We start from the raw sequence: 16,599 nt of genomic DNA, 5'->3' as shown, positions 1-16,599 counted from the left end.
ATCAGATCGCTGCCCAGCGCAAGCTGCAAGCTGCGCATCTTTTCAACAGGCGTTCGACCCGGGGCAGGCGGGTTCGTAGGGTGTCGAAGGCCGCCAGTTGGGCGCGAAGGTGTGACCGCACTGAGCTGGCGCTGCCCGGCCTCGCGGCAAGGGTGATGGTGACGTCGTTGCTGATCACCTTATAGGCGATCTCGTTGACCACTTCCGGGATCATCGGGTTGACCTTGCCTGGCATGACAATGCGAGTGGCCATGGCTGGGTGTCTGTCTCGATAGGTTGTTGTGCGCCGAATGCACCAAAAGAAACGGCCCGCGACGAACGCGGGCCAGCTCGGGTGATACGGGAAATGCACGGTGCCTTCTGGCAAGAGTGGCTTAAGCAGGCGGAATCGTCCGGATGCGCGGCAAAGGGACGCGCCGCTGCATCGCACGGCCGCCGGTCTCAGCGCTTGGCCGAAAGCCGCGCATCTGGTCGAACGCATGCGGCGAGGCGGGGCGGTCGATTCACCGTAGGTAAGAAGCGCATCCGCCACCGGCCCTGATCGTCGAACGTAACCGGCTGGATGTAGCTCGTGCCGAAATACACCTGCAAGCCCTTCGGCAGGCCGCCGCGTGGCATCGCCCTTCACGGGGGTGGCGATGTTGGCCGACGTGCTGCCGCCCGGCCAGCGCCTGACCGTCATGTGGCTGATTGCCGGGTGGGTGCAGGGCAATGTCCCCAGCCTGAAGGTGGTGCCCGCACAGGCGATTGTCACCAGTGGCAACGTCATCACCGCACGGGCGATGGAGCATGGCGTGGCGCTCGCACACCGGTTGGTCGCGCGATTGGCGGATGCGCGGCTTGCCCGCACCGTGGGCAATGCGGTACTCGATCACCCTCGTGCGGCGAGGCGATCGGCATCTGGCTGTGCAGCAAACCGGCCATCCGCGACAGCGTTGTGCTGCGGGCGCGGCGATACCTGCAGCAGCATCTGCGCGAACCGTTTGATCTGGAAAAACTTGCGGCCGCGGCCTCAACCAGCGAGCGGACGCTGCTGCGGCATTTCGCGAAAACAGTGGGGACGTCGCCGCTGCAATTGCTGCACCGGTTGCGCGTGGAGCGCGCGTGTCACCTGCTCGAAGTCAGCACGCTGAGCCTGACGGCGATTGCCGAGCAGTGCGGCTATCAGGACATGTCTGCCTTTCGGCGATTGATCCGGCGGCACACGGGGCGGCCGCCCGGAGAACATCGGCGCGCGCATTCGGTGCGCGCCGAGCTGCGGAATTAGGCCGCTTTTTTCTTCTCGCCGATGCGGCTTTCCTTGCCGGCGAGCAGCTTGGCGATATTGGCGCGGTGGCGCGCGATGAGCAGTACCGCCATCAACGCAACCGCCCCCGCAATCCAGTCGAAGCCGTTCATCAGCACGTAGAAGAACGGCGCGAACACCGCCGACACCAGCGCCGCCAACGACGAATAGCGGAAGAACACGGCGATGATGAGCCAGGTGGCCAGCGTGGCCAGCCCCAGCCACACGTTCAGTGCGAGCAGGATGCCAGCTGCGGTGGCCACACCCTTGCCGCCGGCGAAGCGGTGAAACACCGGATACAAGTGGCCGAGGAACACGGCGATCACCACCAGCGCAATGCCGACCTCACCCACGCCGAAGCGCAGTGCCAGCAGTTGCGCCAGCCATACCGCCAGCCACCCCTTGGCGGCATCGCCGAGCAGCGTGAGGATGGCCGCCTTCTTGTTGCCCGAGCGCAGCACGTTGGTGGCGCCGGGGTTGCCCGAGCCGTAGGTGCGCGGGTCTGCCAGACCCATCGCGCGGCTCACCACCACGGCAAACGAGATCGAGCCGATCAGGTAGGCGGCCACGGCAAAAATGACGGTTGCGACGACTGGGGACATAGGAAATCGGTGAAATCAGGCTGCGGGATTGTAGCGCGCCGCGTAGGGTGCCCCAGCCGCCGCGTTCGTTTCAATCGGGGTTTGCACAGTTGACGGGCTGCGCATTCAGCACGGTGGTCAGCACGCTGGGCGCGATGCTGACAAGAAAGCCGCGCCTGCCGCCGTTGATGTAGATGCGCTCCAGCTCTAGCACGCTCGCTTCCACATACACCGGCATCGCCTTGCGCACGCCAAACGGCGACGTGCCGCCCACCAGGTAACCGCTGTGCCGCTGTGCCACCTCGGGCTTGCAGGGCTGTACGTTCTTGCGCCCGGTCTGGCGCGCGAGGTTCTTGGTGGAGACCGAGCAATCCCCGTGCATCAGCACGATCAGCGGCTTGGCGTGCTCGTCTTCCATCACCAGCGTCTTGACGACGTGATGTTCATCGACGCCAAGCTGGCGCGAAGACTCGGTCGTGCCGCCCTTGTCGACATAGTCGTAGGTGTGTTCGGTGAAAACGACGCCATGTGCCTTGAGGAACTGGGTGGCCGGGGTCTCGGAGACGTGCTTGGACTTGCTCATACGGGGCAGGGGAACGATCGCTATCCGCGCGGATGGTGCTGCGCATGCAGTGTGCGCAGACGCTCCCGCGCGACGTGGGTGTAGATCTGCGTGGTCGAAATGTCTGCGTGGCCGAGCAGCATCTGCACGACGCGCAAGTCTGCGCCGTGATTGAGCAGGTGCGTGGCAAACGCGTGCCGCAATGTGTGCGGCGACAGCGGCGCGTGAATGTCGGCCAGCAGCGCATAGCGTTTGATGAGATACCAGAACGCCTGGCGCGTCATGCCTTCGCCGCGCGCGGTGACGAACAGCGCGTCAGCGGTGCGCTCGCCGAGCAGCGCCGTGCGGCCATCGCGCAGATAACGCCGCAGCCAGTCGCCCGCTTCCGCGCCGAACGGTACGAGGCGGTCCTTGCCGCCCTTGCCGCCAACCACGCGCACCACGCCTTCATTCAGGCCGACTTCCACCGTTTTCAGCGCGACGATTTCCGACACGCGCAGCCCGCTCGCATACATCAGTTCGATCATCGCGCGGTCGCGCAGGCCGAGCGGCGTATCGACATCCGGCGCGTTGATGAGGGCCTCGACCTGCGCTTCGGACAGCGTCTTCGGGAAGCGCGGCGGCTGCTTGGCGGTGGGCAGCAAGCGCGACGGATCGGTGCTCACAACATGCTCGCGCAACGCCCATTGAAAGAAACGCTTGAACACCGTGCGGCGCCGGTTGGCGGACGATGCGCGGCTCTCGGCGTGGCGTGCGGCAAAGTAATCGGCCAGGTCGCCGTCTTCGGTCTCGGCGATGGATTTGCTGCGCTCGGCGAGCCACTGCGCGTACAGCGTCAGGTCGCGCCGGTATGCATCGAGCGTGTTGCGGGCGAGGCCGTCTTCGAGCCAGAGCGCATCGCAGAAACGCTGGATGGCATCGGCGCTTTGCGGGGGTAACGCCGGGGCGCCGGCGTCCTTCAATGCAGCGTTTCTCATATCAGCATCACGCCTTCGTGGCGCAGCAGCCAGTGCTTGATGTCGAGCAGGTAGCCATCCGTGTGGTGCGAGAAGCCGCCGATGCCCGACGCGCTGACCACGCGGTGGCACGGGATGACGATCGGGAACCCGTTGTCGCCGCACGCCTGGCCCACTGCACGCGGCACGCTGCCGATCTGCCGGGCGATGGTCCCGTAGGTGATGACGCTGCCGCACGGGATGGCGCGGATGGCGTTCCAGACGCGGTGCTGGAAGCCGGTGCCGGCGGGCACAAGCGGGATGTCGAACGTGGCGCCGGGGTCGCCGTAATACGCGTCGAGCTGGCGCGCCAGCTTGCGGATCAGCGCGTCGCCGGAATCGAGGGTCGGCGTGCGCTCCGGCAGGTAGACGAGTTCACGCAACGCGCCGCCGGCCACGCGCACGCCCAGCTTGCCGAAGGGCGCGGCGAGAACGGCATCGAAGGGGGAGGGCATGACGGGGGCCGGTGCAAGACAACGATCCTGCGAATCTAGCACAGGCCCCGCGGCCGGATTACTGGTCCAGCTTGATGTTCTGCTGCTTGACCAGCGCACGCATCTTGTCGAACTCGCGCTTGATCTCGGCCGAATATTGCTGCGGGCTGTTGCCGACGGGCTCCGCCCCGGCGCCGCGGAAGCGGTCGACCAGGCCCGGATCCTTCAGCGCCTTGACCGATGCCTCGTTGAGCTTGCGGATGATGTCGTCCGGCGTGCCGGCCGGCGCGACGAGGCCGTACCACGCCGGGTCGTTCGCATCCTTCAGGCCGACTTCGGCAAAGGTGGGCACATCGGGCAGGCTCTCGATGCGCTTGTTCCACGCCACCACGATCGGGCGCAGCTTGCCGCCCTTGATGAACTGCATCGACGAGGGCAGGTTGTCGACCATGATCGGCACCTGGTTGGCCAGCACATCGTTCAGTGCCGGACCGGCGCCGCGATACGGCACGTGCACCATCTGTGTCTTGGTCAGCACCTTGAATTCTTCACCGAGCATGTGGCCGATGCCGCAGGTGCCCGATGTCGCGAACGAATACTTGCCCGGGTTGGCGGTGAGCACGGCCACGAACTCCTTGTAGTTCTTGGCCGGAAACGTCGGGTTGACGGCAATCACGTTGGCGACGGTCGCCAGGTTCGTGATCGGCTTGAAATCCTTGAGCGGGTCGTACGAGAGCTTCGGGTTGCATGCCGGGTTCACGGCATGCGTCGAGACGGTGGCGATGCCGATGGTGTAGCCGTCGGGCGCCGATTTGGCAATGGCGTCGGCGCCGATCGAACCGCCGCCGCCGCCCTTGTTCTCGACCACCACCGGCTGGCCGAGCACCTTGGCGAGCTGGTCGGCTACGCCGCGCCCCACGATGTCGGTCGTGCCGCCGGGCGGGAACGGAATGATCAGCTTCAGCGGCTTGGCCGGATAGTTGTCGGCCATCGTCGGCCCGCACAGCAGCGTTCCAACGGCGGCGATCAGACCGGCAGTCAGGCGTCCCTTCATCATCGTCATCCTCCTTGTGGTTTTCTGTGCTGTTCTTTGGAAACTGCTGAATAACACAACGGCAACCAAGAATCGGGTGACAGTGCGGGGCGCCCGGAAAGCCGATCGTCAGCTGCCGAGCAGCCCGTTTTTCAGGTCGCGGTCGACGGGGTTGTCGCCGATGAAGATGCGCAGCACGGCCTGGTACAGGTCTTCGCCCGGGATCGGCCTGCTGCGGGCCACGCCGTTGACCGTGATGGTGGTGCCGGCGTCGGGCATGTAGTCAAAGTTGATGGTGTCGCCGCGCTTGGTGGCGCCGATCTGGCGCATGGTGTCTTCGAGCTGGGTCAGGCGATCGGCCAGCCGCTGCATCTGGATCTCGGTCTGGTTGCGGTGGATGCCGTCGTTCAGCGCGCGGATGAACGTCTCGGCGCCCACATCGCGCAGCGGGTGAATCTGCAGCCGCTTCGGCCCTTTCATGCCGAGGATCACCGCGGCGTTCTTCGCGCGCTCGGGCAGGTACAGCCCGGCCACGTAGCCCTTGATCACGAACACCGAGCGCAGGCCCGTGCCGTTGAGCAGCAGTTCGCGCCCCGCCACGCGCGCCGCCTCGTCGAACGGCACGCCTTCCACGTTCACGGTAGCCCATGCCGGCACGGCACCCGCGACGCACAGCACGACCGCCGCCACGCCGTTGCGCCACGCACGTCGCACGACATGCAGGCGGACGGACGAGCGGACACGCACGGTCATGCGCAGTGCGCGACGGAGGTCGACAGGAGCGGAGAACATCGGAATGGGCGGCCTGGGATTGAGCCGTCATTTTCCCGACGTTTTATTTCCAAACAATCGGTATCTGCCCTGATGCGCAAGCGTTTGCTGCGAGGCGGTATAAGGCCCGGCTGGCTGCCGTGTTATGGCGACATTCCTTGCCTGGTATATGCACGGCGCAGCGTGTTTCTGACGTTTTTAAAACGCGCCATTTGCAAATCGATTAAGGACATGCGGGCCTGAAGTGGCCGATCTTGCCAGCCGAGCGAGGGCTCACGTCTTCTGCGCGAGCGCCCAGGCGACGTGTTCGCGCACCAGTGCCGATGGGTCGTCGGCGCGTGCATGCAGGGCAGCGGAGAGCTGCGCGCGCGTGTCGTCGGACAGCCGCTCGCGCAACGCATTGCCGATCGCCACGGCGATATTGCGCAGCCAGCGCTCGTGCCCGATGCGGCGGATCGGACTGCCTTCCAGCCGCTGGTTGAACTCCGCTTCCGTCCAGGCGAACAGCCCGGCCAGCGTGGCGGCGTCCAGGCCGTTGCGCACGTCAAAGTCGGGCACATTGGCCGGCACGGCAAACTTGTTCCATGGGCAGATGAGCTGGCAGTCGTCGCAGCCATAGACGTGGTTGCCCATCGCCGCACGCAGCTCGACGGGAATGCTGCCCTTGTGCTCGATCGTCAGGTACGAGATGCAGCGGCGCGCGTCCACCACGTACGGCGCGACGATGGCCTGCGTGGGACACACGTCGATGCAGCGCGTGCAGTTGCCGCAGTGCGGCTCCACGGGCGGGTCTTCGGGCAGCGGCAGGTCGATCAGGATCTCGCCGAGGAAGAACATCGAGCCCGCATCGCGGTCGAGCAGCAGCGTATGTTTGCCGCGCCAGCCCAGGCCGCCGTTGCTGGCAAGCGCCACCTCCAGCACCGGTGCCGAATCGGTGAACACGCGAAAGCCGTACGGCCCGACGGCGGCGGCGATCTTTTCCGCAAGCCTTTGCAGACGCTGGCGCAAGACCTTGTGATAGTCGCGGCCGCGTGCGTACAGCGAAATGGTGGCGTCCTGCGGGCGGCGCAGGCGGTCCCATTCGATGGTGCGCCAATCCTCGGCCGGCGCGCGCTCGCGCGTCGGATGTGGCAGATACGGCATCCGCGCGACGATGGCGCGTACCGTTCCGGCAACAAGTTCGGCGGGGCGTGCGCGGAGCATGCCATGGTTCGCCATATAATCCATGTCACCGTGAAACCCCTGCGCAAGCCACGTCTGGAGCCCTTCTTCAGCGTGCGACAGGTCGATGCTCGCAATGCGGATCGCATCGAAACCGAGTTCGGCGCCCCAGGAACGGATCTGCGCCACCAGCGCGTGCATGTCGGCTTCGTTGGCCGGCAGGCGCGCATCCAGGTTGGTTTGGAGTGAAGACGTGGGGGTGGCGGACATGCCTAAATTGTACGCAATGCCCACCGAGCTTCCCGCCGACTCGCCCTCCGGATCGACCGCCCTGCCTGCCGAGCGGGCGCTTTCGCTCGCTGACGAGGCGGCCACCTCGGCGTTTGGCGCGGCGCTCGCGCAGGCCGTGCTGGCGCTGGGCCCCCGGCCCGTGCAGGTGCAGCTCTCGGGCGATCTGGGAGCGGGCAAGACCACGCTGTCGCGCGCCATCCTGCGCGGCCTCGGGCATACCGGGCGCGTGCGCAGCCCCACCTATACGCTGGTCGAGCCGTACGAGGTGGCCGGAACCTCCGGCACGCAGAAGGTCTATCACTTCGACCTGTACCGCTTTGCCGATCCGGAAGAATGGACCGACGCAGGCTTTCGCGATTGCTTTGCCGAACCAGCGCTGTGCCTGGTCGAGTGGCCGGAGAAGGCGCAGGCGCTGCTCGGCACACCGGACCTGCATGTCATGTTGTCGGTCGATGTTGTGCACGAAACCTATGACGACGGCGTTGAGCATGCACCGCGTCTGGCGCGCCTCACCGCGCGCACGCAGACCGGTCTCCAACTCCTCCAGTCGCTTTCCATGTTGCTTCCATGCTGATCAAGCATCTGCCGACCGATCAACCGGATGATCCGCACCTGCCCAGCCAGGCCCGCCGCCAATGGCTCGCGCGCATGGCCAAGGCCGGCGCCGGCACCATCATCCTGAGCCTGGCCGGCACGCAGATCGCGCGCGGCGCGAACATCGTCGCAGTGCGCGTGTGGCCGGCCGAAGACTACACGCGCGTGACCATCGAGTCTGACGTCGCGCTCAAGGCCACGCACCAGCTCATCAAGGATCCGGACCGGCTGATGGTGGACATCGACGGGCTCGATCTGAGCCCGACGCTGCGAGAACTGGTGGCGAAGATCACGCCGAACGATCCATATATCCGCCAGGTGCGGGTGGGCCAGAACCGCCCGAGCGTAGTGCGCCTCGTGTTTGACCTGAAGGAAAGCGTCAACCCGCAGGTCTTCACGCTGCTGCCGATTGCCGGATACCGCAACCGGCTCGTCTTCGATCTGTATCCGACCAATCCGCCCGACCCGCTGATGCAGCTGGTGCAGGCCACCGAAGCCAAGCAGGAGCGCTTTGCCGCATCGGGCGGCACCCCAATGCCCGAACCGTCGGACGACGACGATCCGATCGCCGCGCTGGCTCGCCGCGACAGCAGCAGTGGCCCGACCAAGCCGCCGCTCGAAGACTCCCGCCCGGCGCTGGCCAACCGCACGCCGCCGCGCAAGACGCCGCCTGCCGCGTCGGCGAATCCGCCATCGACGCTTGCCAATGCGCCGAATACGCCGCCGCTGGACGTCGTGCCCGAGCCGCCGGTATCGCACAGCCCATCGAACGGGCCGCGCATGCGCCGGCTGCTGACCGTGGCCATCGACCCCGGCCACGGCGGTGAAGACCCCGGCGCCACCGGCGGCGCCGGCACGCACGAGAAAGACGTGGTGCTGTCGATAGCCCGGCTGCTCAAGGCCAAGATCGACGCGCAGCCCAACATGCGCGCCATGATGACGCGCGATTCCGACTACTTCGTGCCGCTGGGCGTGCGCGTGCAGAAGGCCCGCCGCGTGCAGGCCGACCTGTTCGTCTCGATTCACGCCGACGCGTTCCTGTCACCGGAAGCGCGTGGGGCGTCGGTGTTCGTGCTGTCCGATCGCGGGGCGTCGAGCGCGCAGGCAAAGTGGCTCGCCAACAAGGAGAACGCGGCCGACATGATCGGCGGTGCCAACCTCGGCTCGAAAGACGCGCAAGTCACGCGCGTGCTGCTGGACCTGTCGACCACCGCGCAGATCGCCGACAGCATGAAGGTCGGCCGCGCGGTGCTGCAGCAGATCGGCGGTATCAACCGGCTGCACAAGGGGCAGGTCGAGCAGGCCGGGTTTGCGGTGCTCAAGGCGCCCGACATTCCGTCGATCCTGGTGGAGACGGCCTTCATCTCGAACCCCGAGGAAGAGGCCAAGCTCAACGATCCGAACCACCAGAACCAGCTGGCCGAAGCGATCCTGCGCGGCATTCGCTCGTACTTTGCGAAGAACCCGCCGCTGTCGCGCAACCCCGGTGTCTGACGCATGACGACGGTCGTGCTGCGCGAGAGTGTTATGGCTGACGCCGACATCATCGCCGACATCCATACACGCAGCTGGCAAAGCGCGTATCGCGGTCTGGGCATTCTGTCCGACGCGTATCTCGATGGCCGCGCAGCGACCGACATACAGGCGAAATGGCGCGAGCGCATGGCCGCACCCACGGCCGGACAGCGCGTGTGGTGCGCCGAGCTGGACGGCCAGGTCATCGGCTTTCTGTGCGCACTGCGCGAAGACGGCACGCCGTGGGGTGTGCTTGTCGACAACCTGCACCTGCTGCCGGCCTCACGCGGCCACGGCGTCGGCAAGCGCCTGATGGGCGAGGCGGCGCGTTGGGCGATGGCCCAGTGCGTGAGCCAACTTCATCTGCTGGTGTACGAGGCCAACACCGCGGCCATCGGCTTCTACGAAACCCTGGGCGGTGTGCCGGTCAGCCGCGATCGGCTGGAGACCGCTGACGGCGGCCACGCCTGGGTGCGCACCTACCACTGGCCGGAATCGCAGCTCGCCGGTCTGACGGCGTTGGCCTGAGCGGAAAGGATCGTCAGGCCGGCCGGCTGGCCGGGGCGCTCGCCTGGGCTTCGGCGTGCGCGACGCGGTCGGCATACCTGCGCGCCAGCGCGGAGCACACGATCAGCTGCAACTGGTGGTAGATCATGGTCGGCAACACGATGAGCCCGAGCGCGGCATTGCCCGCAAACAGGATTTTCGCCATCGGGATGCCGTTGGCCAGGCTTTTCTTGGAGCCGCAGAACACGGCGGTGATCTCGTCAGCGAGCCCGAAATCGGCACGCCGCGACAGCCATGTCGTCGCCGCCAGCACCACGAACAGCAGTGCGCCACTCATGATAGCCACGGCCACGATGGTCTCCCACGGGTACTTCGACCACACGCCCGCGTGCGTCGAATCGGCAAACGAGTTGAACACGATCAGCAGGATCACCACGCGGTCGACCTTGTTGATGATCGCCTTGTACTTCGTGATCAGCCCGCCGATCACGGGGCGCAGCAGCTGTCCGAGCACGAATGGCAGCAGCAGTTGCTCGGCCACGCCCAGCAGCGCCTTGCCCACCGACAGTTCGGCGCCCGACGCGTGGATGACGAAGCTCATCAGCAGCGGCGTGGCGATCATGCCGATCAGGCCCGAGATGGTCGCGTTGAAGATCGCGGCTGGCACGTTCCCCTTGGCCATCGCCGTCATCGCCACGGACGACGACACCGTGGACGGCAGCGCGCACAGGTAGAACACACCCAGCAGCAGCTCGGCCGGAATGAACGGCTTGCACGCGAACAGGATGACCGCGCCGATCAGCGGGAACAGGATGAACGTGCAGGTCTGCACGAACAGATGCAGGCGCCAGTTGCGCGCGCCTTCGATGATCTTCTCGCGCGAGAGCGCCGCGCCGTGCAGAAAGAACACCAGCGACACGCCGACGATGGTGACGACGTCGAGGTGCAGCGGGCCATCGCTGGCGCCCAACGCGGGGAAGAACAGCGCCAGCAGCACCATGACGAGCATGGCCTGGATGAACCCGTCGATGCGAGATAACAGCGGAATCTTCATGTGCGTGCGCCATACCATGACGTGATGGCGCCCCGGGGAAGTTGCAGGGAAACCGTTATTGCACTACAGGCCTATCTAGAATACAAATGCATTGATCGAATCAATTCATACGGGGCCAGCATGAATGTGACCCTGCGCCAGTTGCGCGTCTTCCTGGCCGTGGCGCGTGCGCACAGCTTCAGTCGCGCGGGCGACACGATCGGCCTGACGCAGCCCGCGGTGAGCCGGTCGATCTCGGAGCTGGAAGGGGAGTTGGGCCTGAAGCTGCTCGACCGCACCACGCGTGAAGTGGTGCTGACCGAGGTCGGGCGTTCGCTGGCGACGGCGCTTGACCGCCTCATCGCCGATCTGGACGACACGCTGCATCAGGCGCGCCAGGTCAGTGAGCAACGGCGTGGTCGCGTGGTCGTGGCATCGAGCCCGACGGTGTCGACGCGGCTGATGCCCGTGTACGTGGCCGAGTGCGCGGCCCGCTACCCCGACATCCGCATGATCGTGCGGGACTCCGTGCAGGTCGACACGTTGCAGTTGATCCGCACCGGCGGCGCGGACTTTGGCGTGGTGGTGGAGCCGCTCGATACCGAGGGCCTGTGGACCGAGCCGCTGCTCACCGACCCGTTCTGCCTCGTCTGCCGCAAGGATCACCCGTTTGCCGAGCGCAGCAGCGTGCGCTGGAAGGACCTGCACCGCACCGCCGTCGTGCTGCTCGACCACGCGTCGGGCAGCCGCCCGCTGATCGATCGCATCTTCCTGCGCCACGGCGTGCAGCCTGACGTGGCGCAGGAGATGGGCCACAGCAGTGCGGTGTTCGGCATGGTGGAAGCGGGCATCGGCGCGGGCGTGGTGCCGTCACTGTCGTTGCCGCTGCCGTCGTCGTCGGCGCTGGTGGCGGTGCCGCTCACGCCCAAGGACACGCGCGCCATTGTGCTGGCGCGGCGGCAGGACCGGTCGCTCTCGCCGGCGGCCGAGGCAGCGTGGCAGATGATCCGCCGCATGGCGCTGCCGACCGCCTGATCGCCGCGCGGCGCTTACTTCGGCTGCATGCGGATGGCGCCATCCAGGCGGATGGTCTCGCCGTTAAGCATCGGGTTCTCGATGATCGCGCGGGCAAGCTGCGCATATTCGGCGGGTTTGCCCAGGCGCGGCGGGAACGGCACCATCTTGCCCAGCGCGTCCTGCACGTCCTGCGGCATGCCCAGCAGCATCGGCGTCTCGAAGATGCCCGGCGCAATCGTCATCACGCGGATGCCGTCACGCGACAGGTCGCGCGCAATCGCGAGCGTCATCGCCACCACGCCGCCCTTGGACGCCGCATAGGCCGCCTGCCCGATCTGTCCATCGAACGCCGCCACCGAGGCCGTGTTGATGATCACGCCGCGCTCGCCGCCGGCGTTGGGCGCATTGCCCGCCATGGCCGTCGCAGCGAGCCGGATCATGTTGAACGTGCCGATCAGGTTGATGTTGATGACGCGTGTGAACTGGTCCAGAGGATGCGGCCCCGTCTTGCCCACTGTGCGCGAGGCCGTGGCGATGCCCGCGCAGTTCACCAGGCCGCGCAGCGTGCCCAGCGACGTGGCGGCCTCCACCACGGCCTGGCCATCCGCTTCCGACGCGACATCGCAGCGCACGAAGCGCCCGCCGAGTTCCTGCGCCAGGGTGTTGCCGGCGGCCTCGTTCAGGTCGGCAATCACCACCTTGCCGCCAGACTCGGCCAGCGCGCGCGCCGTGCCGGCACCCAGCCCCGACGCGCCCCCGGTGACGATGAATACCTGGTCGCGAATCTCCATGTCGTGTCTCCTTGATTGTGGTCGGTGAGTTACTTGACGTTTACGTTCACGTAAATTCCAGCGCCATATGGTAGCGCGAAGCGGCCTGCGATCGGGCAAAAAAAAGCGCCTCATAGTCGAGGCGCTTTCTGCTTTCTCTTTTGGCGGATGGCCGGTGCTGCTCAGTCCCGCAGGGCACCGAACACGCGGGCCGTGATCTCGTCGACACTGCCCACGCCGCTGATCTTGCGGTACTTCGGCGGTGCGACCTTGGCGGCGCCGTTGCCGTTTGCAGCCCACTGCGAGTAGTAATCCACCAGCGGACGCGTCTGGTTTTCATACACGTCCAGGCGCTTGCGCACCGTCTCTTCCTTGTCGTCGTCGCGCTGGATCAGCGGCTCGCCGGTTTCGTCGTCCACCCCTTCGGTCTTGGGCGGGTTGTACTTGACGTGGTACGTGCGGCCCGAGGCCACGTGCACGCGGCGGCCGCTCATGCGCTCGATGATGTCTGCGAACGGCACGTCGATTTCCAGCACGTAGTCGATCGGCACACCGGCTTCCTTCATGGCTTCGGCCTGCGGGATGGTGCGCGGGAAGCCGTCGAACAGGTAGCCGTTCTTGCAGTCGGGCTGCTGGAGGCGGTCTTTCACCAGGCCGATGATGATGTCGTCCGACACCAGGCCGCCCGCATCCATCACCTTCTTGGCCTCGATACCCAGCGGGGTGCCGGCCTTGACGGCGGCGCGCAGCATGTCGCCGGTGGAGATCTGCGGAATGCCGAATTTCTCGCAGATGAATTTGGCTTGCGTACCTTTGCCGGCGCCGGGCGCGCCCAACAGAATCAACCGCATGGTGACGAGTTCCTCAAGTTTTCGAATCTTGTCGCGCTATCGAGCAGCGGTGAAGCGCGTTGGGGATCGGTCCGGCGGGCCGATTCCCAAAACGCCTTGGCGACGCAAACAGGCAGCCTAGCGGGCGAAGTTGACGCCAGCCTTACCGGGACACGGGGGTAGTGGCATCCGCCGGACGGCGGCACCGATGACTCGACTTGTCTCCCTGTTGCCGCCGCGCGGCCTTGCGTGGGCCTGCGCATGCGGCTTGTCGTCCTCGCGATTATGCCATGGCGGCGCCGGGGTTTTGGCGCCCGGGGCCGCAAACTTGCGACAAAACGCGTGCTCAGGGGCCGTCCTGCGACAACAGGGCGCTCCACGCTGCACGCACGCGCGCGAGATCGTCGGGCGTGTCGACGCCGGCCGCCGGAGCGTCGTCGGTGGTGAGCACGGCGATGCGCTCGCCGTGCCACATCGCGCGCAATTGCTCGAGCTGCTCCGTCTGCTCGATGGGCGCGGTGGCCAATTGCGGAAAGCGCCGCAGGAAGCCGGCACGATACGCGTAGATGCCGATGTGGCGCAGCACGGGCATCGACGGCAGCGGGCGCTCCGCCACCGAACGCGCCATCACGGCGGGCGTCCAGGTGTCGCGCGCCCAGGGCAGCGGCGCACGCGAGAACAGCAATGCGCGGTCCGCCGCGTCAAGCACGACCTTGACGACGTTGGGGTTGAACACGTCGGCGGCGTCGTGGATCGGGTGCGCGGCGGTCGCGATGGCGCAGTCCGGGTGGTCGCGCAGGTGGGCGGCCACGTTGTCGATCAGCGTCGGGGCGATCAGCGGTTCGTCGCCTTGCACGTTGACGACGATGGCGTCGTCGGGCAGCGCGAGCACGGTGGCGACTTCAGCGAGGCGGTCGGTGCCCGAGGCGTGGTCGGCACGGGTGAGCACCGCTTCGACGTGGTGCTGCATGCAGGCGTCGGCCACCGAGACGGCGTCGGTCGCTACCACCACGCGTGCGGCGGACGACTGGTGCGCACGTTCGGCCACGCGCACGACCATCGGTTTGCCGTCGATGTCGGCCAGCGGTTTGTTGGGCAGCCGCGTGGACGCCAGCCGCGCGGGAATGACAGCGATGAACGGCGCGTGCGACATGGGCGGAACCTTCGTATCAGGCCGGGTCGACCGGCGTGCCTTCGACGGTCTGGCGCGCCTCGTCGGCCAGCATGACCGGGATGCCATCGCGGATCGGATACGCGAGCTTGTCGACGTGGCAGATCAGTTCGTTGTTGGCGCGGTCGTGTTGCAGCGTGCCCTTGCACAACGGGCAGACGAGGATTTCCAGCAGGCGATTGTCCATGGCGGTAGAGGCTCCGTGGCGGCTGCCCCCAGGGTGGGGCAGCGCGCCGGTACAGCGGATGGGGTGGCGTTATTGTGCGCCGGCTTTGGCGGTGGCGCGATCGGCCAGGGCGCGTACGCGCTGGCAGACCTGTTCGACCAGTGCCGGGTCGACCACCGGCGTGGTCGGCACCACCCAGATGCGCGGGTCGTCGAGATGGCCGCATTTTACGGCATCCTTTTCGGTGATCAGGATCACCTCGGCATGGCTGCCGGCGAACGGGTTGTCGGCGAAATCGTAGTGGTCGGGCAGCGGCAGGGTGCTCGGCTTGAGACCGGCGGCGCGCAGCGAGGCGAAGAAGCGCTCGGGGTTGCCGATGCCGGCGGCGGCCAGCAGCTGCCCTCCTTCGAAGCGGGCAAACTCACCGAGCGGGCGGCGCAGTGCCGCGTCGACGAGGTTGTAGGCGTCCTGCAGCTCCAGCCGCATGCCGAAGATGCCGGGCCGGTCGGGTGTGGTGCGGTAGTTGGGGTCGTTGATGAGCGTGGCGTCGCGGCGGCGGCTCATCGGCTCGCGCAGCGGGCCGGCCGGCAGCAGGAAGCCGTTGCCGCCCATGCGGGCGTCGAACACGATGATCTCGATGTCGCGGCGCAGGCGGTAGTGCTGCAGGCCGTCGTCGCAGACGATCACGTTGCAGCCCGGGTGCGAGGCCAGCAGCGTCTGCGCGCACAGCACGCGGTCGGGGAAGACCCACACGGGCAAGTCGGTGGCGCGCGCGATCAGCAGCGGTTCATCGCCCACGTCTTCCGCGCGCGAATGCTCGCGCACCGGGCGCGGGTGCTTGAGCTGCGCGCCGTAGCCGCGCGAGACGATGCCCGGGCGCAGGCCCGCTTCGGCCAGCGCGGAGGCCAGCGCAATCACGGCGGGCGTCTTGCCCGCGCCGCCCACGGTGACGTTGCCGATGACGACCACCGGCATCGGCAGCCGCACCGAACGCAGCCAGCCCATGCGATACAGCAGCCGGCGCAGTGCGCTCACGCCGCCAAACAGCCACGACAGCGGCCACATCGTCCACGCAAACCAGCCGCGCTGCTGCCATTGGCGGGTGACGAAGCTGGCGAGGCGGTGCTGGGCGACGGGCATGCAGTGCGGGAAGGGAGGTTGTTTAACGGCCTGGCTTGCCGGTCTGGGTGGCAAACGTCAGGTGCGAGAGGCCCGCCACGCGCGCGGCTTCCATGACATTGACGACCGCCTGGTGCGCGGCCTGCGCATCGGCGTTGACGATGACGATGGGCTCGCGGCCGCCGGCGCTGCCCGCGGCGCTGCGCAGCGCATCGGCCAGGCTGGTGACGTCGCGCGTGTCGAGCACCTGCTTGTCGACGGAGTAGATGCCGTTCGCGGTGACGGACACGACGATCTGGCCGGGGCGCTCGGTGGCCTTCTCGGCCTCGGCGGTCGGCAGGTTGACCTTCAGTTCGGTGTAGCGGGAATACGTGGTCGTGATCATCAGGAAGATGAGGATCACGAGCAGCACGTCGATCAGCGGGATCAGGTTGATCTCCGGCTCTTCGCGGGCGCGGCGCGGGCGGAAGCGCATGGCTGTTTCCAGTGTGGCGTTGCCCGGATCAGCCGCGCCGCGGCGGAAGGATCGCGTCGAGGTAGGTGGTGGACAGATGCTCCAGCTCCACCACGTAGTTGTCGACCACGCCACGGAAGTAGCGCCAGAAGATCAGTGTCGGGATGGCCACGACCAGGCCCAGCGCCGTGTTGTACAGCGCGACGGAGATACCGTGCGCGAGCGTCTGCGGGTTGGTGCCGGCGGCGGTCTGGCTGCCGAAGATCTCGATCATGCCGACCACGGTGCCGAACAGGCCCATCAGCGGCGC

General features: G+C 66.9%; 21 protein-coding genes. 5 read left to right on the top strand and 16 right to left on the bottom strand.

Going from position 1 to position 16,599, the window contains the following annotated elements:
• Window position 1: 1 nt before the first annotated feature.
• Entirely contained in the window at window positions 2-253 is a 252-nt protein-coding gene (locus A6M56_RS15650; RefSeq protein ID WP_045787585.1) for a hypothetical protein, read from the bottom strand.
• 684 nt (window positions 254-937) lie between these two features.
• Here A6M56_RS15650 and A6M56_RS15645 point away from each other — a divergent pair.
• Entirely contained in the window at window positions 938-1,267 is a 330-nt protein-coding gene (locus A6M56_RS15645) for a helix-turn-helix domain-containing protein (RefSeq protein WP_257984054.1), read from the top strand.
• Here A6M56_RS15645 and plsY read toward each other — a convergent pair.
• The 7 genes from plsY to queG form a co-directional block, all read right to left on the bottom strand.
• Window positions 1,264-1,887: a glycerol-3-phosphate 1-O-acyltransferase PlsY gene (plsY, locus tag A6M56_RS15640; RefSeq protein WP_102080075.1), complete on the bottom strand. Its 624-nt coding sequence runs from the start codon at window positions 1,885-1,887 to the stop codon at window positions 1,264-1,266. The two genes, A6M56_RS15645 and plsY, sit on opposite strands and share 4 nt — an antisense overlap.
• Window positions 1,888-1,957: 70 nt before the next feature.
• Window positions 1,958-2,449, bottom strand: a complete 492-nt coding sequence (gene ybaK, locus A6M56_RS15635; RefSeq protein ID WP_062737904.1) for a Cys-tRNA(Pro) deacylase — start codon at window positions 2,447-2,449, stop codon at window positions 1,958-1,960.
• Window positions 2,450-2,469: 20 nt separating this feature from the next.
• Window positions 2,470-3,405, bottom strand: coding sequence for a site-specific tyrosine recombinase XerD (gene xerD / locus A6M56_RS15630; RefSeq protein ID WP_045787582.1), 936 nt, complete (start codon window positions 3,403-3,405; stop codon window positions 2,470-2,472).
• Entirely contained in the window at window positions 3,402-3,878 is a 477-nt protein-coding gene (locus tag A6M56_RS15625; RefSeq protein WP_045787581.1) for a methylated-DNA--[protein]-cysteine S-methyltransferase, read from the bottom strand. Before A6M56_RS15625 ends, xerD begins: the two co-directional genes overlap by 4 nt.
• Before the next feature lie 58 nt (window positions 3,879-3,936).
• On the bottom strand, window positions 3,937-4,914 hold the full coding sequence (locus tag A6M56_RS15620; protein ID WP_045787580.1) for a tripartite tricarboxylate transporter substrate binding protein BugE: 978 nt from the start codon (window positions 4,912-4,914) through the stop codon (window positions 3,937-3,939).
• A 105-nt stretch (window positions 4,915-5,019) separates the two neighbouring features.
• Window positions 5,020-5,682: a chalcone isomerase family protein gene (locus A6M56_RS15615; RefSeq protein WP_045787579.1), complete on the bottom strand. Its 663-nt coding sequence runs from the start codon at window positions 5,680-5,682 to the stop codon at window positions 5,020-5,022.
• Window positions 5,683-5,934: 252 nt separating this feature from the next.
• Complete coding sequence (queG, locus tag A6M56_RS15610) at window positions 5,935-7,092, bottom strand: tRNA epoxyqueuosine(34) reductase QueG (RefSeq protein WP_102080074.1); 1,158 nt, start codon at window positions 7,090-7,092, stop codon at window positions 5,935-5,937.
• A 16-nt stretch (window positions 7,093-7,108) separates the two neighbouring features.
• On the opposite strand from queG, the gene tsaE reads away from it, so the two are divergent.
• The 3 genes from tsaE to A6M56_RS15595 are packed head-to-tail and all read left to right on the top strand — an operon-like array spanning window position 7,109 to window position 9,750.
• Window positions 7,109-7,687, top strand: a complete 579-nt coding sequence (gene tsaE, locus A6M56_RS15605) for a tRNA (adenosine(37)-N6)-threonylcarbamoyltransferase complex ATPase subunit type 1 TsaE (RefSeq protein WP_045787577.1) — start codon at window positions 7,109-7,111, stop codon at window positions 7,685-7,687.
• Window positions 7,681-9,201: an N-acetylmuramoyl-L-alanine amidase gene (locus A6M56_RS15600; RefSeq protein WP_045787576.1), complete on the top strand. Its 1,521-nt coding sequence runs from the start codon at window positions 7,681-7,683 to the stop codon at window positions 9,199-9,201. The genes tsaE and A6M56_RS15600 overlap by 7 nt, the downstream gene beginning before the upstream one ends.
• A gap of 3 nt (window positions 9,202-9,204) precedes the next feature.
• On the top strand, window positions 9,205-9,750 hold the full coding sequence (locus tag A6M56_RS15595; protein WP_045787575.1) for a GNAT family N-acetyltransferase: 546 nt from the start codon (window positions 9,205-9,207) through the stop codon (window positions 9,748-9,750).
• 13 nt (window positions 9,751-9,763) lie between these two features.
• Here A6M56_RS15595 and A6M56_RS15590 read toward each other — a convergent pair whose 3' ends face one another.
• Complete coding sequence (locus tag A6M56_RS15590) at window positions 9,764-10,783, bottom strand: bile acid:sodium symporter family protein (RefSeq protein WP_102080280.1); 1,020 nt, start codon at window positions 10,781-10,783, stop codon at window positions 9,764-9,766.
• 120 nt (window positions 10,784-10,903) lie between these two features.
• Between A6M56_RS15590 and A6M56_RS15585 the strand changes: the two genes are divergently transcribed.
• On the top strand, window positions 10,904-11,797 hold the full coding sequence (locus tag A6M56_RS15585) for a LysR family transcriptional regulator (protein WP_102080073.1): 894 nt from the start codon (window positions 10,904-10,906) through the stop codon (window positions 11,795-11,797).
• Between the two features lie 14 nt (window positions 11,798-11,811).
• Here A6M56_RS15585 and A6M56_RS15580 read toward each other — a convergent pair whose 3' ends face one another.
• The 7 genes from A6M56_RS15580 to A6M56_RS15550 form a co-directional block, all read right to left on the bottom strand.
• Window positions 11,812-12,570: a 3-hydroxyacyl-CoA dehydrogenase gene (locus A6M56_RS15580; RefSeq protein WP_045787572.1), complete on the bottom strand. Its 759-nt coding sequence runs from the start codon at window positions 12,568-12,570 to the stop codon at window positions 11,812-11,814.
• A gap of 161 nt (window positions 12,571-12,731) precedes the next feature.
• The gene (gene adk, locus A6M56_RS15575; RefSeq protein ID WP_045787571.1) at window positions 12,732-13,400 is read right to left on the bottom strand and encodes an adenylate kinase; all 669 of its coding nucleotides are present in this window, start codon (window positions 13,398-13,400) and stop codon (window positions 12,732-12,734) included.
• 325 nt (window positions 13,401-13,725) lie between these two features.
• The gene (gene kdsB / locus A6M56_RS15570; RefSeq protein WP_102080072.1) at window positions 13,726-14,532 is read right to left on the bottom strand and encodes a 3-deoxy-manno-octulosonate cytidylyltransferase; all 807 of its coding nucleotides are present in this window, start codon (window positions 14,530-14,532) and stop codon (window positions 13,726-13,728) included.
• A gap of 16 nt (window positions 14,533-14,548) precedes the next feature.
• Entirely contained in the window at window positions 14,549-14,737 is a 189-nt protein-coding gene (locus A6M56_RS15565; protein WP_004631803.1) for a Trm112 family protein, read from the bottom strand.
• Between the two features lie 69 nt (window positions 14,738-14,806).
• Window positions 14,807-15,856: a tetraacyldisaccharide 4'-kinase gene (gene lpxK, locus A6M56_RS15560; RefSeq protein WP_102080071.1), complete on the bottom strand. Its 1,050-nt coding sequence runs from the start codon at window positions 15,854-15,856 to the stop codon at window positions 14,807-14,809.
• 22 nt (window positions 15,857-15,878) lie between these two features.
• Window positions 15,879-16,310 carry an ExbD/TolR family protein gene (locus tag A6M56_RS15555; RefSeq protein WP_045787568.1) on the bottom strand — a complete coding sequence of 144 codons (432 nt, stop codon included), beginning with the start codon at window positions 16,308-16,310 and terminating at the stop codon, window positions 15,879-15,881.
• A 28-nt stretch (window positions 16,311-16,338) separates the two neighbouring features.
• Window positions 16,339-16,599: MotA/TolQ/ExbB proton channel family protein (locus A6M56_RS15550; RefSeq protein ID WP_286758239.1), on the bottom strand; the 261-nt coding region annotated here is incomplete at its 5' end.

The sequence above is a fragment of the Ralstonia sp. RL genome, from assembly GCF_001683835.1.
In the GTDB taxonomy this organism is placed as follows: Bacteria; Pseudomonadota; Gammaproteobacteria; order Burkholderiales; family Burkholderiaceae; genus Ralstonia; species Ralstonia mannitolilytica.
The sequence above is the reverse complement of the archived record's forward strand: the minus strand, read 5'-3'. Positions and strand labels throughout refer to the sequence as shown.

What these genes read in the sequence shown, in the direction of transcription:
- xerD (WP_045787582.1), bottom strand. Translation starts at nt 3,405, where the DNA reads ATGAGAAACGCTGCATTGAAGGACGCCGGCGCCCCGGCGTTACCCCCG.
- A6M56_RS15650 (WP_045787585.1), bottom strand. Translation starts at nt 253, where the DNA reads ATGGCCACTCGCATTGTCATGCCAGGCAAGGTCAACCCGATGATCCCG.
- ybaK (WP_062737904.1), bottom strand. Translation starts at nt 2,449, where the DNA reads ATGAGCAAGTCCAAGCACGTCTCCGAGACCCCGGCCACCCAGTTCCTC.
- kdsB (WP_102080072.1), bottom strand. Translation starts at nt 14,532, where the DNA reads ATGTCGCACGCGCCGTTCATCGCTGTCATTCCCGCGCGGCTGGCGTCC.
- plsY (WP_102080075.1), bottom strand. Translation starts at nt 1,887, where the DNA reads ATGTCCCCAGTCGTCGCAACCGTCATTTTTGCCGTGGCCGCCTACCTG.
- A6M56_RS15625 (WP_045787581.1), bottom strand. Translation starts at nt 3,878, where the DNA reads ATGCCCTCCCCCTTCGATGCCGTTCTCGCCGCGCCCTTCGGCAAGCTG.
- adk (WP_045787571.1), bottom strand. Translation starts at nt 13,400, where the DNA reads ATGCGGTTGATTCTGTTGGGCGCGCCCGGCGCCGGCAAAGGTACGCAA.
- A6M56_RS15585 (WP_102080073.1), top strand. Translation starts at nt 10,904, where the DNA reads ATGAATGTGACCCTGCGCCAGTTGCGCGTCTTCCTGGCCGTGGCGCGT.
- A6M56_RS15615 (WP_045787579.1), bottom strand. Translation starts at nt 5,682, where the DNA reads ATGTTCTCCGCTCCTGTCGACCTCCGTCGCGCACTGCGCATGACCGTG.
- lpxK (WP_102080071.1), bottom strand. Translation starts at nt 15,856, where the DNA reads ATGCCCGTCGCCCAGCACCGCCTCGCCAGCTTCGTCACCCGCCAATGG.
- A6M56_RS15555 (WP_045787568.1), bottom strand. Translation starts at nt 16,310, where the DNA reads ATGCGCTTCCGCCCGCGCCGCGCCCGCGAAGAGCCGGAGATCAACCTG.
- tsaE (WP_045787577.1), top strand. Translation starts at nt 7,109, where the DNA reads ATGCCCACCGAGCTTCCCGCCGACTCGCCCTCCGGATCGACCGCCCTG.
- A6M56_RS15590 (WP_102080280.1), bottom strand. Translation starts at nt 10,783, where the DNA reads ATGAAGATTCCGCTGTTATCTCGCATCGACGGGTTCATCCAGGCCATG.
- A6M56_RS15595 (WP_045787575.1), top strand. Translation starts at nt 9,205, where the DNA reads ATGACGACGGTCGTGCTGCGCGAGAGTGTTATGGCTGACGCCGACATC.
- A6M56_RS15600 (WP_045787576.1), top strand. Translation starts at nt 7,681, where the DNA reads ATGCTGATCAAGCATCTGCCGACCGATCAACCGGATGATCCGCACCTG.
- A6M56_RS15565 (WP_004631803.1), bottom strand. Translation starts at nt 14,737, where the DNA reads ATGGACAATCGCCTGCTGGAAATCCTCGTCTGCCCGTTGTGCAAGGGC.
- A6M56_RS15620 (WP_045787580.1), bottom strand. Translation starts at nt 4,914, where the DNA reads ATGATGAAGGGACGCCTGACTGCCGGTCTGATCGCCGCCGTTGGAACG.
- A6M56_RS15580 (WP_045787572.1), bottom strand. Translation starts at nt 12,570, where the DNA reads ATGGAGATTCGCGACCAGGTATTCATCGTCACCGGGGGCGCGTCGGGG.
- queG (WP_102080074.1), bottom strand. Translation starts at nt 7,092, where the DNA reads ATGTCCGCCACCCCCACGTCTTCACTCCAAACCAACCTGGATGCGCGC.